Consider the following 18063-nt stretch of genomic DNA (forward strand, 5'->3'; position numbering starts at 1 on the left):
GAGTATTTTTTATTATAAATTATTAAGATAATAATATATTTTTAAATTTACTTTGTTGGAATTTCTAAACATGATGCTAAATCTTTTTCTGGAGTACTTATAGCTTTTATATTAAATGTATCAACTAAATATTGAAGTAAATTAGGACTTAAAAATGCAGGTAATGTTGGCCCAAGATATATCCCTTTTATTCCTAATGATAAAAGTGCTAATAAATCAGCTACAGCTTTTTGTTCATACCAAGATAAAATTATAGATAGTGGTAAACTATTTACATCTGTATCAAATGCATCTGCTAATGCTAATGCTATTCTTACTGCTGAATAGGCATCATTACATTGCCCTACATCTAAAAGTCTAGGAAGCCCTGCAACTTCACCAAATTCTAATTTATTAAATCTATACTTACCACAAGCTAATGTAAGTATTATACAGTCTTTTGGTACTTGAGTAGCAAATTCAGTATAATAATTTCTTCCTGACCTTGCTCCATCACAGCCACCTATTAAGAAAAAGTGTCTTAATTTTTTAGATTTTACTGCATCAATTATCGCGGGTGCATTGCTTAATGTTGCATTATGTCCGAATCCAACTAATATTTCTTTAGGCTCTTGGTCTTCTTTGAATCCACCCAGTTCTAAAGCTTTGTTTATTATATCTGTAAAATCTTTTTCTCCATTTTCATTTTTGCCTATATATTTTACTCCATCCCATCCCACTACACTTGTTGTAAATATCCTATCTTTGTAGGAATCTCTAGGCTTCATAAGACAGTTTGTAGTCATAAGAATACAGCCTGGTATATTATCAAATTCTTTTTGTTGATCTTGCCAAGCACCTCCAAAGTTACCTACTAAATGAGTATATTTATTAAGTTCTGGGTATCCATGACAAGGAATCATTTCACCATGAGTATAAACATTTATTCCTTTTCCTTTTGTCTGCTTTAAAATCATCTCTAAGTCTTTTAAATCATGTCCTGAAACTATTATAAATGGACCTTTTTTTATATTAATATTTACTTTTTTAGGGGCTGGATTTTTATATATAGTAGTATTTGCTTCGTCTAGTTTTTGCATTATAGCTACACTCATATCACCTGTTTTTATAGCCCATGTTATTAAATCTTCAACAGTTAACTTATCATCACAAGTAGCAGCTAATGCTCTAAAGTAAAACTCATCAACTTGATCATTATAATATCCAAGTTCTCTAGCTTGATGACCATATGCAGCAATTCCTTTTAATCCATATATTATAGTTTGTCTTAATGAACGCACATCAGCATTTAAATTTTCATCATACATTATTCCTGCACGTTTAGCATCTTCTAGCATTTGATTTCTAATATCACTTAAATTATATGTAGCTTGCTCGCAACAGTTTTTGCAGTTTGGTACCTTGCTTCTTAGTGATTGTTTTATGATTTGAGACTGTTTCAACATTTTTTCATGAACATCACCATCAAAGTTAACATTTGTAAGAGTTGTAAATAAAGAATTTTCTACAAAACTAACTATTTCTTTATCTATATTTTCACCTTTTTCAATTAACTCTTTTACATAACAACTAATTCCCTTTACTTGATATATTATCAAATCTTGAAGAGCTGCTATTTCTGGAGTCTTGCCACAAACACCTACCTTAGTACATCCTTTTCCACCTGCCGTTTGTTCACATTGATAGCAAAACATTGGATAATCCATATTCATACACTCCTTTTTATTTATTATTATTATTTTATCCATAATCATTAAATATATCGATATTATCAATTTTTTCAAAAATACAAATTCAAAATTATATTTAAATTTCATCCTATCAAAGTACATATATAATAATAAATCGAGCAAATAAAAAATGTAGTTATTAAGCTTTTTATACTTAATAACTACATTTTTTAATAAGCTACTATTTCCTTAATTACAAACTCTTTTCCACTGAGTAAATCCCAATTTTTACTACTACAATAAATACATTGCCCTTTATTTTTTTTTACATTGAATACTTTATTACAATTTTTGCATATACAATTTGCCGGTATAATTTCTATCTTAAGCTTTGTATCTTGTAAACTTGTATTATCTACTGCTACTGGAAAACAACTTTCTATATATTTAGGTATCATAGAAGATAACTCACCTATCTGTAATACCACACTATCTACTTTTGTTAAATTATTTTCTAAGGCTACCTTTTCTACAGTTTTTACAACTTCTATAACTACTCCTAGTTCGTGCATTATCTTCACCTACTTATTTTCTAAAACCACATTTCTATAAGCATTAGTATCTGTGTAAATTTCATCTTTTATTGGATTAAGTCTATTCTTTTTTATTTTATTAAATTGGTAAATTGCTAAAACTGCATTTGCAATTAAAGATATTAAACTTACTACAAAGAAAGCAGTCTTGTTATGTGTTGTAGCAACTGGTGCTATTCTATCAGCAAATTGTGGTACAGTCATAACAAACATAATCCAAAGAGCTAATGTTTGAGCACGATGTTGTAACCAAGCGCCTTTTTTTATAAAGAAAGTTGGTATAGTACATGAAAGCAATAAAGCAGCTCCACAATAAATAGAGTGATCTGATATACAGTTATAAGTATAAGCAAAGTTCCATAAATCATAAGCTATAATCCATGCCCATATCATATCTGGCCATATCATATCTTTTGTTTTATCTTTTGATATAAATATTCCACACCAACCACAAATAGTAATTATATTTAATATCCCTGCTATACCATTCATAATATTCCAAGGTCCAGATATAGTCCAAAGATTATCTACAATTCCTCCGTTAGTTAATCCATAAGTAAATATTTGAAAATCTCTAATTGATGCTTCAAATATATTAACACCTAAAATAATTGCTGGAAGAGCCAATGCCCATTTTTTCTTTTGTAATGCTGGAATATATCTAAGCGCCATAAACCAAATACACCCCGCAAGTGCTGAATATGTTTTTACCCAGTTAAACCAAGTTCCAGTTCCATATTCATTGCCTGCTGCTGCTGTAGTTGGCCAAACATAAATAGTTAAAACTGTAGGTACTATTAAAAACAATAGTATACCTGCCCATTTTGTTGATCTCCCAAGTTCATTAAATGCCATCAATGCTAATAGTACAAATAGGAATATTGCCCATCCTCCAAAAGTCATTTTTTCATATAAAATTCCCATAATACACCTCATATAATTATATTTTTATTTTGCAAATACATCCTTAACTTTCTTTCCTATTATCCTACCTTTTCGTCTTATAACTGTTTTAACTATCGCAGGTTTAAGCTCTTCATAAGCTACACCCTCTGCATCATATTTTCTAACTAATGATATTGCATCAAACTTACATTTTGTACTACATTGACCACAACCTACACACATGTATTCATCTACAACTGTAGCTCCACAACCTAAACATCTTTCTGTTTCTTTTTTAACTTGCTCTTTTGTAAAAGTAAGATGCATATCTGGTTTTTGTCTTGGCATATTGTCGTATCCTTCAAGTTGTAAGCTTTCTTTATCAAATTCATGATAATCTTTTCTATCACGTCCATTTAATAAACTTTGTCCTGGTTGAACAAAACGATGAATTGATATAGCTCCTTCTTTTCCTGCTGCTATGGCATCTATTGCAAATCTAGGCCCAGTGTATGAATCTCCTCCAGCAAATATATCAGCTTCATTTGTTTGATAAGTAAATCCATCAGCCTTTATTGTATTGTTAGGATTTAGCTCTACCTTACTTCCTTTAAGTAAGTCACCCCAGTCAATACTTTGACCTACTGAAATTAAAACGTAATCAGCATCTACTATTTTTATATTCTTCTCATCAAACATTGGAGAAAATCTTTTATTTTCATCAAATACACTAATACATTTTTTAAATTCTACTCCTACTACTTTTCCATCTTCTACTATTATTCTATTAGGACCCCAAGAGTTATTTATTACTATATCTTCTTCTAATGCTTCTTCTATCTCTTCTTCTAATGCAGGCATTTGTTCACGACTTTCTAAACAATACATATCTACGCTATCTGCACCTACTCTTGTGGCATTTCTCGCTACGTCTATAGCAACGTTACCTCCACCAATAACTACTACTTTTCCGTTTAGCGCTATATCTTTTCCTAAGTTAACATCACGTACAAACTCTATACCTGGGATAACACCTTTGGCACCTTCACCTTCTATATTTAATCTTCTACCAGCTTGTGCACCTATTGCTACATAAAAAGCTTTATATCCTTCTTTTCTTAATTCATCTAAAGTAATATCATTACCTACATCTACACCTGTCTTAAATTCTACTCCCAGTTGTCTTAATATATCTATTTCTGCATTAACAACTTCTTTTTCCAATCTGAAAGAAGGAATTCCTAAAGTTAACATACCACCAAGAGCTTTTTGTTTTTCAAATACTGTTACTTTGTATCCATCTATTGACAAGTAATAAGCACATGAAAGTCCGGCAGGTCCACCACCTATTACAGCAATCTTCTTACCATAATCATGTCTCTTCTTCGGAATAAATCTATGCTCTTTTTTTAAATCTTGTTCAGCTATAAACTTTTTAATTTCATCTATGGCAATTGGTGAATCTATATCACCTCTTGTACATGCTGATTCACACTTTCTAGGACAAATACGACCACATATAGCTGGGAATGGATTCTCTTTTTTTATAAGCTCTAACGCTTCTTTGTATCTTCCTTGTGAAGCAAGTTTAATATATCCTTGAACAGCTATATGAGCAGGACATGCAGTTTTACATGGACTTGTTCCACTTTCTACCACATTTTCTCTATTAGTTCTATAATCTTCATTCCATTTATCTGCTCCCCAATTAGTATTTCTTGGTGTCTCTTTTCTTTCTATTTTATCTATAATAGGTTTAGTTGAACATAACTTTTGACCTAGTTTTAATGCATTAGTTGGACAGTTTACCACACACTCACCACAAGCAACACACTTGTCTTTATCTACTTTTGATACATAATTAGAACGTACCATATCTGTATTTGCAAACATATTTGCTCCCTTTAGTGCTAAGCAAGAACATCCACAACAATTACATATAGCATGAGTTTTTCCTGAACCATCTAGGTTGGGTATTTGGTGCATTAATCCATTTTCTTCAGCTCTTTTTATTATTTCAAAAGCCTCTTCTCTTGTTATTTCTTTACCTCTACCTGTTCTTATGTAATATTCAGCTGCATGCCCTAATTGAATACACATATCCTCCTTTAAATGTCCACATCCTTCTCCCATACTTTCTCTTGCTGTACGGCATGAACAATCTGATACTGAAAATTTATCATTATCATTTAGATATTTTGATATTTCCTCGTATGATGCTCTTCTCGTTTCTCCATCTATTGCAGTTTCTATCGGAATAACACGCATAAGTCCTACACCTGGAGGAAAACTTCCTGTAGATCTTGGTCCATTTTCTACACCATAATCATGAAATGCCTTAGGAATTTGTGGATATTTTTTAGCCTGCTCTTTATTATTAACCATCATTTCCATAATTCCTGGTACCCAAGTCTCATACCAGAAAGTATCTATTCCATCTATTTCATTTACAAAAACTACTCCTATATCTGATAACTTTAATAATAACTCACTACACTTATCAATACTCTTTCCACATAGAGGGGCTACTTTCTCGGCAGTTGTTTTTTGTCTAATATTCATGCAAAGTAAAACTTCTGCCATTTCATCTGTTACAACTGGCTCTAAAATTTTATAACGTGCATCATTTTCACCAAAGTATCCTCTAGATCCTGGTTTTTTTCCACTAACTTGATTTGCAAACTGAAGAACATTTTCTTTAATTGCCATAATAATCCCCCTAAAAATTTTAGTTTTTATATTATATTAATTATTCCATGCTTTTACTTCTTTTCTTATCCAATTTACCCATTCCTCTATACCTTCGCCAGTTTTTGCTGATATTGTTATAACTTGTATATTTGGATTTATTTTTTTTATATATTCTTTAACTAAATCTAAATCAAAGTCAAAATATTCTATTGCATCAATTTTATTTATTAAAACTACATCTACTATTGAAAACATTAACGGGTATTTAAGAGGCTTATCATGTCCTTCCGGTATGCTAAGTATCATAGCATTTTTTGAAGATCCAGTATCAAATTCTGCTGGACATACTAAATTCCCCACATTTTCTAATATTACAAAGTCTAAATCCTCTGTTCCAAGTTCTACTAAGCCTTGCTTAGTCATATCTGCATCTAAATGACACATTCCTCCTGTATGTAGCTGTATTACTTTTGCACCTGTTTTTGAAACAGTATTAGCATCCACATCTGAATCTATGTCAGCTTCCATAACTCCTATTTTCATTTTATTTTTTAATGCTTCGATAGTTCTTAAAACTGTTGTAGTCTTACCTGAACCTGGAGAAGACATTAAATTTAATAAAAAAGTATTATCTTTCTTTAAATCTTTTCTAAGTAAATCCGCTTGTTCATCATTATTTTTAAAAACACTTTCCTTTATCTCAATTACTTTGTATTTTTCCATAATGCTCCCCCTTAATATTTTTGTATTATCAAAAATATTTAGTATATTTCTAATCAATTATTCAATCGTTAATTTTGTAACTTTCTAAACAGAATAAGTTTCACCGAATCTAATTCTGTAATTAAAATATAGCATGCTTTACCATATCTTGTAAATGTATACTTTTATTTTTTTAGTTTTTATATTTTATAAATATATATGTATTTACTTTTTTTATGCTATACTAAGTAATCATATAATTAACTGGATTAACATTGCAGTCCTATAAAGGGGTTTTTATAATGGAAAAATTAACCGATAGACAAAAACAAGCTATTAAAACCAAGCTTAAAATTACACAAGTAGCCACTGAACTTTTTAAGTTAAAAGGTTTTGATAGTGTCAAAATTCAAGATATTTGCCAAGCTGCAAATATCTCAACTGGTGCTTTTTATCATCATTTTAAATCAAAGGCAGAAATAATTAATACAGCTTATGAGCAAGTTGATATTCTAGTAATGGATCGATTTTATGCAAGAGATTTTTGCTCAAACATAGATAAATTATTATTTTTATTAATTGAAGGCGCAGCTATGATGGAGGAACTTGGATGGGTATTTGTAAGTGAGATATATAAAAATTTACTTTCTATAGAAGGAAAGTATTCTATTAAACCTGACCGTCATATAGCATTAGAAGTTAAATCTATTGTAGAAGATTTACTTAAAAATGATGAATTAGATAACTCTATTTCTTCATTAGATTTAACTATGATAATTATGAGGATATCTAGGGGTACAATATTTGACTGGTGTCTTCATCAAGGAAATTATAATCTTAAATCCAGAATGGAATTTGACTTAAATTTAGTGCTTTCTAATTGTCGCCCATAAGATAGCTGTAATGGCATATGTAAAAAGCACTGAATCTGATAGCCTAAGCTTTCAGATTCAGTGCTTTTTCAATGTGTAAGATATCCATCTTTACTCTTCATTTTTAAGACCTTCTACTATACTTAATTTTGAAACTTTGTTTTTTGCTAGATACCCAGCAATTACACATATAAGTATCGCTGCTACCCCAAACTGAAGTATTTCTACTACGGGCACCTTAAGTTCATACGCTTGTTTAATTCCCAATCTTTGAGAAAACATTTCATTTGCCCTTTGCATACTTTTATAAGTATTATAACTTGAAAATACTCCAGCTATTATTGAACTTAAAACACCATATATAATGCTTTCTTTTATTATCATTTTCTTAATATTTTTCATACTCATTCCAATAGCTCTTAGTGTTGAAATTTCCTTAACTCTAATCATTATATTTGTTATAACTATACAAACTATATTTATAGATGATATAACCATTGTAATTACTACACTCACTAATACCTCTTTCTTAAGTTTTTCATTTCCTTCAGTAGACATTTTTCTATTTTCATATTTACTTTCCATTTTCTTAAAGTCATCTTCATTTATTATTTCTTTTACCTTTGAAACGACTTCTTCTTCTTTATCCTTTTCTACTTTTATAGATATATTATTAAAACCTTTTTTTCCCGTTAAATTTTCAAAACTATTTTTATCTAATATCACTTGGAAACGTGAGTCTTTTCCACCTTCAGCATTTAAAACATAGTCAGTATTTAATAGTCCTGCAACTTTAATTTTTTGATTAACATATTTTACTTCTGTATCATTAATTAATGGAATCTTAACTTCAATAATATCTCCTACTTTTAAATCTTTTAATGTACTTGAATCATTTGATACTGCTGAACCTGAATAAAAATGGTTAGATACTACCCCACTTATTGTATCGCCGTCTTCTTTTAGGTTATCTATATTTCCATCTTCTAGGTATTTTTCTAGTTCTTTAAGAGTACCTTTATCGTATCCTTTTATAGCTGTTCCTATTTCTAAATTTGATTCATTGTTATCTAAAGTAATAGATTGTTTATAGTAGTCGCTTATATTTTCTTTATTTGAGTTTAAGTATCCTGTAACATTCATACTCTTAGTTATCTCTCTAACTCCATCTATCTTAGATATCTTATTTACATCATCATCTGTGTATTCATTAAAATACTCACTTGAGTTATTAGAATTATGACTAAGTATTATGTCACTTTCTCCCATCTTCATAATAGTCGGACTAAGAATGTCTACATTCCCATCATATTGATTAAATCCAACCATATTAATTATAAACACAGAACCTGCCATACTTATTGAAAGTATTGATAAAATTGTTCTTGTTTTGAATCTCCATATATTTTTGTATGCCATATATCCTGTAAGCCCAAATACTTTCCTTATTAGCTTATGATAAAGTCTATCTTTTTTTATTGACTTTGAACTATTAGTACTTCTAATAGCTTCTATTGGAGATATCTTTCCACACTTATAAATAGTAACAATACTAGCTATAGCTACTGAAAATACTGCCATAATTATAGGCTCTATTATACTTTCTTTACTTATATAAACACTTATATGTTCATTGTATATACTTCTAAGACCTATGTATGACACTATTGTTCCAAGTAAAAATCCTACTGCTAGTCCAATAAGTAACAGTATAAAACTTTTGATACATACCATGTACCTTACATTTTTCTTAGTCATTCCTATTGCTCTTACCATTCCTATTTGCTTTTTCATATCTATTAATATAATATTAAATATGTTATATATAACTAGTGTAGCTGCAACCATAGGAATCAACTTATTATTAATCTTAATATTTTCCCCTTTAGACATCTCATAATTTTGTATAGCTTCATTTAGTTGCACATTTATCCTAAATCTCTCATCATCTAGTTTATATTTGGCTATTGCTTCATTTGCCATATCTATACTAGTCGTAAACTTAAGTACACCTGAATGACTTATTAATTCTTTAGGTAAAATGCTTTGATTTTCTGTGTATTTAGTAAATGCTTTGACTTTATAGTATAAATCTTCCTTATAAAATTCATCTGGCTTTTTTACTATTCCAACTAACTTAAATGACTTCTCTTTGCTATAGATCTGATTTTGATTATTTTCATCCGTATAATTTTTAATAATATTAAAATCAATACTTTGTCCTAGCTTATCGCTTAAGCCCATCTCTTTAAGAAATTTTTCTTCTATTACTATTTCATTTTCATTTTTAGGTTCAGTACCTTTTATAAAAGTATAACCATAAGAATCTATAAAACCTTTACTATAAGAGTTTAACCTTACAGATACTCCTTTATCACTTACCGCATTACCTAGGTTTATAACATCATTGATAACTTTTATAGTCTTATCATTTTTTAATTGATCTACAGTTTTTAAGTTAACATTGTTGTATTCTACATGATAATCACTAAAGTTTTTATACGCTTCTTTTATATCATGTTTATTCTTAGACTCTGGCACTACATTAAGTGTAAATACTAATATAACAGCTAATGCAATACTAATTATTAATGATACAGTTCTTCCCTTTTGTTTTTTTAAGTATGCTATAGCTAGTCTAAAACTTACTCTCATCATTTATCCCCTATTTTCCGTATGAAATTGTCTTAAAGGCATATAAAAAAATGCTACCTTCTTTGTATCAAAGGTAACATTTCTAAAGTTTTGCTTCAATATAATACCGACAAGTGGTATTTTTTCACCGACAACTAGCATATTGGTATATAAATAGTGGATATAAACTTATTTGCTGTTTTCACATCTAACTACATATTTTCTTTTATAATATTTTTACTGCAAAGATAGGTCACTATAAAATAACCTCCATATATAACTAATACAAATATTGAAGTCATAACTATAGATTTCATAAAACCACCTCTTCCAAAACTTTCAAGCATCATATTTGCAACTTGAATTCCAAATATAGAGTGAATTATTCCTAAAATCAATGGTAATCCAAAGAATATTCCAATTTGTATAAATAAAGATTTATTAATCATTCCTTCATCTATACCTATTTTTCTTAAAGTTTTATATTTATCCTTACTATCAGCGCTTTCTGATAATTCTTTCAAAGCAAGTATTGCACCACCAGAAATTAAAAATACTATACCTATATAAAGTCCTATGAATACTGCCATTGCACTTGTTCCTATATTGTCATTATAAATATCTATTTTACTACTTATATTTACGCATAAATTTCTTTCATAAATTTCTTTTCTTATTTCATTTACCTTATCTTCTATTTTCTCTTTTCCTTGTTTATTGTTAGCTTTATAATTTCCAGCTAAAACTTGATCTGTAATCATACTTTCCTCTAGTGAATCATCTGGAACTAGTACAATACCTGTATTACTTGATTGAGGTGACATGGTAATATAGCCATCCTTTATTTCTTCATATTTAGGCTTATATGATTTACCTCCTATGGTTATTTTTGAGCGTGACTTTAGACCTTCATTGTACATTTCAATCATATTTTTAGAATCATAAATAACCATGTATTCATCATTTTTTAAATCATAAGTTTCTTTTCCATATAGCTTTGCTATTTTATTATAATCACTTATTCTAACTAACTCGGATTTCATGCTATAAAAATCTTCATCAGATTCAACTTGTTCTGGATTTTCAGCCTTTAGCCTTTCATAATAATCACCAAGTAAATTTTTAAAAGTAACTTCTTTTGTTTGATATTTATTAATTGAAACTGCATCAGTTAAATTTGAATTCGTATTAAATCCTCTATTTTCTAAAACTTCTTCTACACTTAATTTAGAAGTATCTATCTGTGTCTTAGTATAGTTATATCCATCCTCATTTGTTTTTTCTAAATTCATTTGCTTAGAAATTGAAATATCAGCTGTTGCTAACTTCTTCATATTTGATTTAAGTGTTGCATTCATAGAAACTGAACTAGAAAAAACGCAAATAGTTACAAAGATCATCAAACAAATTACAGACATAGATACTACTGTAGTATTTATCTTACTGCTAAGTTGTCTTAAAGTAAAACTATTTAAATTTTTATAATAGACCTTATCTATATGCATTACCAATTTCATAGTAAATCCTGATAATGACCAAAATACTAAAAAAGTTCCTACTACTCCATATATTATTTGTAAATATACCTCTATAGCTTTATCCATATTAATAGCATTAGCTGTTACATTATAATAAGCATAGGAAAGTAATATAACTGCAAAAATAAATACTACCATACATACATATGGATTTTTAATTTTTATCTCTTCAGACTTACTTTTACTTTGTATCAATTCAATTAATTTACATCTACTGACTTGTATCATATTAAATATCATTACAAATATATAAATTATAAAGAAGTAAAATATAGTTTTAAATATTGCTAAATTAGAAATTGCAAATCTAAATTTATCCATATCTGCATCAAACAAACTTGCTACAAATATGGACATTACTTGTGATAAACCTATTCCCAAAATCAACCCTATTATTAGAGAAATAATTCCTATTAAAATAGTTTCAAAAAATATTATTTGAGATATACTTTTCTTTCCCATTCCAAGTGTCATATATATTCCAAACTCTCTTTTCCTTCTCTTCATCAAAAATCTATTTGCATAAATTATTAAAAATCCAAGTACAAAAGAAACAAACACACTAATTGCTGATAAGACTGTAGTTATAATACTTATTGAGTTACTTGATGATTTTGATAAATTCAACATTACTGTTTGTTTTTCTAATGAGTTAAATACATAAAATATAGCTATGCCTAAAATAAGTGTAAAAAAATAAATTACATATTCTTTAAAACTTTTTTTTATATTTTTAAGAGATAATTTAAATATCATCGCTAGAACCCCCTCCTAGCAATGATATTACATCTACGATTCTATCAAAGAATACTTTTCTACTATCATTTCCTCTATTAAATTCATTAAATATTTTTCCATCCTTAATAAAAACTACACGAGATGCATAGCTAGCAGTAAAGGCATCGTGAGTTACCATAAGTATAGTTGATTTTAATTCTTGATTTAATGTTTGAAAAATTTCAAGCAACTTTCTTGAACTGTTTGAATCAAGAGCTCCGGTTGGTTCATCTGCTAAAATTAATTTTGGACTTGTTATTACAGCTCTTGCACAAGCTACCCTTTGCTTTTGTCCCCCTGATATTTGATAAGGATATTTGCTTAAAGTATCCAAAATTCCAAGCTTATTTGATACTTCTTCTATACGCATTTTTATTTCACTTGGTTTTATATTTTGTATCTGCAAAGCTAGTGCTATATTTTCGTATCCAGTTAAAGTATCTAACAAGTTAAAATCCTGAAATATAAACCCTAATTCTTCTCTACGAAATTTATTAAGTTGATTGCCTTTTAACTTTGTAATATCTTTTTCTCCTATAAAAATATGACCACTTGTCACCCTATCTATAGTAGAAATTGTATTTAAAAGTGTAGTTTTGCCAGAGCCACTAGCTCCCATAATAGCTACAAATTCTCCCTTTTCCACTTCTAATGATATATTGTCAATCGCCTTTGTAATATTTAATCTACTCCCATAATATTTACTTATATTGTCAATTTTTAATAAACTAGACATATTTATCCCCTTCCATCTTCTATAAGATCCCCTTAGGTATTTCCTATATTTTCAAGTATATAGAAAATGAAATTTAAGTAACATCGAAGTATATTACATTACCTTACACAACTGTAATATTTGTTATTTGTAAAATAAATTGATATCTTAGTAAACTCTCCAACTTGAGATTCTATCTTAACCTTATGACCTAATTTATCACATAATTTCTTAACTAAGTATAGCCCCATTCCCGTTGAACTACTAATTTTCCTTCCATTTTCTCCAGTAAAAGATTTATTAAATACTTTAGTAATATCTTTTTCATTTATACCTATTCCATTATCCTCTATTTCTAAAACCACTTCATTATTAATAGCTTTAGCTTCTATTTTTATCTTAGGATTTTCTTTAGAGTATTTAATGCTATTACTTATTATTTGATTAATTATAAACTCCATCCATTTGCTATCTGTTAAAATCACATGATTCAAATCTTCTATTTCTAAAAAAATCTTTTTAAAAAGTAAATTATCTTTATTCCTTCTTATAACAGGATTAATTATTTCCTCGAGATTACAATGTTTAATTATATAATCTTTTTCTACATTATCACTTCGAACAAAATACAAAACTTCTTCCACATAATTTTCTATACGATTTATTTGATCTTTTATTTTTTTTGGAGCATCTTCTTTATTATTATGTAAAATCAAAGTAGTACTAGCAATGGGCAATTTTACTTCATGAATCCACATTTCTATATACTCTTTAAAATCATTTACACTCTTTTTATAAACATCAATTTCCTCATGCATTGATTTATCTATTTCGTAAAGATTTTCATAGAAAATTTGCCCCTCTATGAAACTTGGATAATCAATCATTTCTGTAATTAAATATTTTTTATCTAAACTATCTAAAGTATCATTGAAATTTTCGAAAAAACTTTTCTTCCTATAGTAATCAACTGAAATAACTGTAACTATAAATATTATCATTACTGTAATTATAGAAATTGTTAAAGTTATTGGAACCCTATACATAAACAGAAAAAATAAGACTGATATAATCAATAAAACATATAAAACTAAATAAGCTACTTTATCTTTAATATAATCTGCTAATTTCATATTAATATATATCCTTGTTCTCTTCTTGTTTCAATCACACCTTTAAGCCCTATACTTTCTAATTTTTTCCTAAGTCTATTTATATTTACAGTAAGTGTATTATCATCTATGAATTTGTTAGTTCCCCATAAATAGTCCATAATTTCTTCTCTAGTTACAATTTTATCTATATTTAAAAATAAGAAATAAAAAATACTCATCTCGTTTTTTGATAATAATAACTCCTGTTTATCTGTTTCCAATGTACTTTTTAATAAATTTACTTTTATATGTCTATATTTTAAATTTTCATTAGAATTTTTATTAATTCTCTTAAATAAAGCCTCTATTCTAAGTAATAATAAAACAGCATTATAAGGTTTTGTTATATAATCATCTGCTCCATAAGTCATACTCAAAATTTCATCTACTTCTGTATTTTTACTAGTTACCATTATTACTGGTACATCAGATTCCTTTCGTATTTCCTTCAATAATTGCTGTCCACTTATACATGGTAGTTTTATATCTAAAAGTACTAAATCAGGATCTATTTTCAAAACATCTTCCTTTGTATTTTCAAAATAAGTTAATGTTTCAACTTCATAGTCATTATCTTCTAATAATATTTTTAATTCTTCTCTTAATTCTATATCGTCCTCTATAATTAAAATTTTCATAAATAATCACTCCTATCTTTAGCCGTGCTTATTTATAATATATCCTAATAATTCCATTTTTTCAAATATCTAGCCACTATCAATGCCAAAGGCATTCAACAATAGATGCCCCTTCAATTTTGTCTTTAGACACATATACAGAGATAAATCCCATAGCAATAAAAATTGCAAATAGTGTAAGTATCTGAACCCAAGGAGCACTGTATTCTACTGTCCTAGTATATCCACCTTCCAAAATAGATTTATTTATATCTGCTATATTATAGTTGTACTTAGCTGTTGCAATCACCGTTCCTATTGTAGAAGCAATAATTCCATATAGTTGACTTTCAATAATTAGTATTTTTTTAATACTTTTTGTACTCATTCCAATTGCTCTTAAAGTTGCTAACTCTTTTCTCCTCGCAATAATATTGCTTCTCATAATGAAAATAATATTTAATGAAAGTATTAATAAAGTCAGAGTTTGATATATTACAGAGAGCTTTTCCTCTGAGCTTTGTTGCCCTCCAATAATTTTTAGTTCTTGCCCTTTTCCATTGATCTCTGTAGAACTATAATCCTTAGTTAATTCTTCTAATCTTTTTTCTACAGAATATAATTGTCCTTTTTCAACTGTTACGAAAAGCTTATTGTACTCTTTTTGACCTGTTAATTCTTTATAGTCATCATCCCTAAATATTATTTGAGCTCCATCAGCTTGTGTATTACCATCCTGACCTGCTGCATATGATTCTTTCATTATAGCTCCAACCTCTACCTTGACGTTTTTATATTTTTCAATACCATCTCTATATACAGGAATTTTTATATCTATAATATCTCCTACTTTCGCATCATCAATTACCTTTGCATCATAAGAGTTTGTGATTTGTGAATTTGTATTATTAACTAAGATTACTTTTTTGTACTCTCCAGATGTAGGTTTTAGAATATTTTCACCTTTTTCAATAAATCCTTGTCTTTTCTTTAATATATCATTACTATATCCTCTTATTAAAAGTGGATATTCATTATTATATTCTTCTTTATAAGCAGCCTTCTTTCTGTCTAATTCCTCTTTATAGGCTTTTGACAACTTGTCTTTAGAAAGTAGAATATATGCCTGAGGATTATAAAAATTCGGTTCTACATACTTTACTCCTTTCACATCTTTCACTTTTTCTATCAAATTATTATCTAGTTTATAAAATGAATAGTCCGAACTTGAAACATCCCCTTCAACAGTTTTATCTACACTTCCATATGACATCGACCATGAACCACTCATAACTCCTTCTTCCATATTCTTTTTTACTAAATCTGTGACACCTAAATCTAAAATAAACATGGTACCAACAAAAGTAATTGCTACTATTGTTAATATTGTTCTAGATTTATTTCTCCATAAATTTCTAGTTGCTATGCTTATAAGTAAATTTTTATTTTTTTTATCCTTATTTTTTTTATTATTTTTTGATTTTTTCTCATATTTCTCACTTGATCTTATCGCTTCTACTATAGATAGTTTCATAGATTTTTTAATTACTATAAAGCTAGAAAAAGATACTGATATGATTGAAACTATAAAAGAACATATTATACTAGACATTTGTATTGTTAGCATAGAGCTATATCCATACACTACTCTTAAACCAATATATGAAAAAATCATTCCAAACACTATACCTATTGTGGTTCCTAAAATTATATAAATAAAACTCATAATAATAAGCATCACTTTTACTTTTTTATTTGACATCCCAATAGATCTCATAAGACCTATTTGACTCGTCATATCTTGGAAAACAATATTGAAGATGTTGTATATTATAATAGTTGATACAATAATTAAAATAGCTAAGTTAATTATATTTTCTCTGCTAAATTTTGAAGTTTCTTTGAAATGCTTTGCTAAATCCACCTGTGCATTTTCATATAAATTATAACTAACATCTAGTTTTTTTCTCATATTAGATAGAAATTGAGATACATTTTTTTCTGACTTAAGATATATCGTTCCAGTGTATGTATCTTTTACTTTTATTGGTAACTTCGAGTCATTATCCACAAAAGCTCGAAATGTATAACCATAACTAGATGTCTCATAATATTTATCTGGTTTTTCTATCAAACCAACTATTTTAAATGTTTTATTAGCACTGTCTACATGATTAATCCCATTGTCATTACAATACTTATTTAAAAGCATTAAATCTAAATTTTTATTTAATGGATCAGATATCCCCATCTGATTTGCAGCTTCTTTTTCTATTACTATTTCTCCGTCTTTTGTAGGTTCTCTTCCATCTAGATTATATCCAATAGAATCTATAAATCCTTTATCAAATGAATTTAAATCAAGCTTAACACCACTTTTTTTATCTACTATTTCACATAGTTCTTTTGAAGTATTTAACTTTGATATATATTTTTCATTTGTAAATTTTTGTACTTTGTCCTTATCAATATCATCAAACGTTACATGATAGTTACCATGTAAATCCTTTGCCTCTCTTATTTGAGAATCATATCCAGAGTCTCTGATTACAATCATAGAAAAAATAAGCATAACAGCAAGAACTATACATGATAATAGTGCTATTGTCTTTCCTTTTTGTTTTTTCACATAAGATGTTGCTAGTTTAAATATAGTCAATACTTTACCTCTCTTTCTTATATTAGATCCTTGTATAAAAAAATGCTACCTTCTTTGTATCAAAGGTAACATTTATAAAATTTTGATTCAATATAAGTCCGACAAGTGGTATTTTTTCACCGACAACTAGCATATTAAATGAATATTTCCATTAAATTTTTACTCAACTGGTATATGAATAGTCGCTACAAATTTATAATCACTATCCTTAATTTTTAACTCTCCATTTTAGTTTTTTCTTTTTCTGATTTTATTGAATTTATAAGTATAGATATTAATAATATATTTACTATACATAAAAGATAAGGAAACGTATCTTTTACAGTAACTAAAAATATAAGTATGTCTGAAACAGCATAAAAATCAACCTTATTTTTAACTGCCATGTCATATAAATTACTTATATCTGTATATGACTTATTTATAACTACTATTATCAACAAATTAATTATAGTACTTAATATAAAATACAAATAATATTTCTTATTTTTATAAATGTTTTGGATCATATTAAAAAAATATATACTTACAAAAAAAATAATAAAATTAATTACAA

General features: G+C 27.9%; 12 protein-coding genes and 1 pseudogene. 1 reads left to right on the plus strand and 12 read right to left on the minus strand.

Annotated elements, in window-relative coordinates; all coding sequences use genetic code 11:
* Positions 1-47: 47 nt before the first annotated feature.
* The 5 genes from hcp to hypB all read right to left on the minus strand — a co-directional run bounded on the left by hcp (position 48) and on the right by hypB (position 6562).
* A complete protein-coding gene (gene hcp / locus ACRCYC_RS11235) occupies positions 48-1748 on the minus strand; it encodes a hydroxylamine reductase (RefSeq protein WP_438619230.1) in 1701 nt (566 codons plus the stop codon).
* Positions 1749-1900: 152 nt separating this feature from the next.
* Positions 1901-2242 (minus strand): hydrogenase maturation nickel metallochaperone HypA/HybF, encoded by a 342-nt coding sequence (locus ACRCYC_RS11240; protein ID WP_438619231.1) that lies wholly within the window; start codon positions 2240-2242, stop codon positions 1901-1903.
* Between the two features lie 9 nt (positions 2243-2251).
* Positions 2252-3187, minus strand: coding sequence for a DUF5692 family protein (locus tag ACRCYC_RS11245; RefSeq protein WP_438619232.1), 936 nt, complete (start codon positions 3185-3187; stop codon positions 2252-2254).
* A gap of 24 nt (positions 3188-3211) precedes the next feature.
* Positions 3212-5857: an FAD-dependent oxidoreductase gene (locus ACRCYC_RS11250; protein WP_438619233.1), complete on the minus strand. Its 2646-nt coding sequence runs from the start codon at positions 5855-5857 to the stop codon at positions 3212-3214.
* A gap of 36 nt (positions 5858-5893) precedes the next feature.
* Entirely contained in the window at positions 5894-6562 is a 669-nt protein-coding gene (gene hypB / locus ACRCYC_RS11255) for a hydrogenase nickel incorporation protein HypB (RefSeq protein ID WP_438619234.1), read from the minus strand.
* A 281-nt stretch (positions 6563-6843) separates the two neighbouring features.
* On the opposite strand from hypB, the gene ACRCYC_RS11260 reads away from it, so the two are divergent.
* Positions 6844-7434 (plus strand): TetR/AcrR family transcriptional regulator, encoded by a 591-nt coding sequence (locus ACRCYC_RS11260; protein ID WP_438619235.1) that lies wholly within the window; start codon positions 6844-6846, stop codon positions 7432-7434.
* A 90-nt stretch (positions 7435-7524) separates the two neighbouring features.
* Here ACRCYC_RS11260 and ACRCYC_RS11265 read toward each other — a convergent pair whose 3' ends face one another.
* From ACRCYC_RS11265 to ACRCYC_RS11295, 7 genes and pseudogenes are all read right to left on the minus strand, one after another.
* Positions 7525-10068: an ABC transporter permease gene (locus tag ACRCYC_RS11265; protein ID WP_438619236.1), complete on the minus strand. Its 2544-nt coding sequence runs from the start codon at positions 10066-10068 to the stop codon at positions 7525-7527.
* A 191-nt stretch (positions 10069-10259) separates the two neighbouring features.
* Complete coding sequence (locus ACRCYC_RS11270; RefSeq protein ID WP_438619237.1) at positions 10260-12341, minus strand: FtsX-like permease family protein; 2082 nt, start codon at positions 12339-12341, stop codon at positions 10260-10262.
* Complete coding sequence (locus ACRCYC_RS11275; protein ID WP_438619238.1) at positions 12331-13098, minus strand: ABC transporter ATP-binding protein; 768 nt, start codon at positions 13096-13098, stop codon at positions 12331-12333. The genes ACRCYC_RS11270 and ACRCYC_RS11275 overlap by 11 nt, the downstream gene beginning before the upstream one ends.
* Before the next feature lie 98 nt (positions 13099-13196).
* Positions 13197-14210, minus strand: a complete 1014-nt coding sequence (locus ACRCYC_RS11280; protein WP_438619239.1) for a sensor histidine kinase — start codon at positions 14208-14210, stop codon at positions 13197-13199.
* Entirely contained in the window at positions 14207-14869 is a 663-nt protein-coding gene (locus ACRCYC_RS11285) for a response regulator transcription factor (protein WP_438619240.1), read from the minus strand. The genes ACRCYC_RS11280 and ACRCYC_RS11285 overlap by 4 nt, the downstream gene beginning before the upstream one ends.
* A 79-nt stretch (positions 14870-14948) precedes the next feature.
* Positions 14949-17507 (minus strand): FtsX-like permease family protein, encoded by a 2559-nt coding sequence (locus ACRCYC_RS11290; RefSeq protein ID WP_438619241.1) that lies wholly within the window; start codon positions 17505-17507, stop codon positions 14949-14951.
* Positions 17508-17722: 215 nt separating this feature from the next.
* Positions 17723-18063: pseudogene (locus ACRCYC_RS11295) on the minus strand (ATP-binding protein); the annotation flags it as partial.

Origin of the sequence: Paraclostridium sp. (assembly GCF_051657365.1) — a bacterium.
Taxonomy (GTDB): Bacteria; Bacillota; Clostridia; order Peptostreptococcales; family Peptostreptococcaceae; genus Paraclostridium.

What these genes read in the sequence shown, in the direction of transcription:
- hcp (WP_438619230.1), bottom strand. Translation starts at nt 1,748, where the DNA reads ATGGATAAAATAATAATAATAAATAAAAAGGAGTGTATGAATATGGAT.
- ACRCYC_RS11240 (WP_438619231.1), bottom strand. Translation starts at nt 2,242, where the DNA reads ATGCACGAACTAGGAGTAGTTATAGAAGTTGTAAAAACTGTAGAAAAG.
- ACRCYC_RS11245 (WP_438619232.1), bottom strand. Translation starts at nt 3,187, where the DNA reads ATGGGAATTTTATATGAAAAAATGACTTTTGGAGGATGGGCAATATTC.
- ACRCYC_RS11250 (WP_438619233.1), bottom strand. Translation starts at nt 5,857, where the DNA reads ATGGCAATTAAAGAAAATGTTCTTCAGTTTGCAAATCAAGTTAGTGGA.
- hypB (WP_438619234.1), bottom strand. Translation starts at nt 6,562, where the DNA reads ATGGAAAAATACAAAGTAATTGAGATAAAGGAAAGTGTTTTTAAAAAT.
- ACRCYC_RS11260 (WP_438619235.1), top strand. Translation starts at nt 6,844, where the DNA reads ATGGAAAAATTAACCGATAGACAAAAACAAGCTATTAAAACCAAGCTT.
- ACRCYC_RS11265 (WP_438619236.1), bottom strand. Translation starts at nt 10,068, where the DNA reads ATGAGAGTAAGTTTTAGACTAGCTATAGCATACTTAAAAAAACAAAAG.
- ACRCYC_RS11270 (WP_438619237.1), bottom strand. Translation starts at nt 12,341, where the DNA reads ATGATATTTAAATTATCTCTTAAAAATATAAAAAAAAGTTTTAAAGAA.
- ACRCYC_RS11275 (WP_438619238.1), bottom strand. Translation starts at nt 13,098, where the DNA reads ATGTCTAGTTTATTAAAAATTGACAATATAAGTAAATATTATGGGAGT.
- ACRCYC_RS11280 (WP_438619239.1), bottom strand. Translation starts at nt 14,210, where the DNA reads ATGAAATTAGCAGATTATATTAAAGATAAAGTAGCTTATTTAGTTTTA.
- ACRCYC_RS11285 (WP_438619240.1), bottom strand. Translation starts at nt 14,869, where the DNA reads ATGAAAATTTTAATTATAGAGGACGATATAGAATTAAGAGAAGAATTA.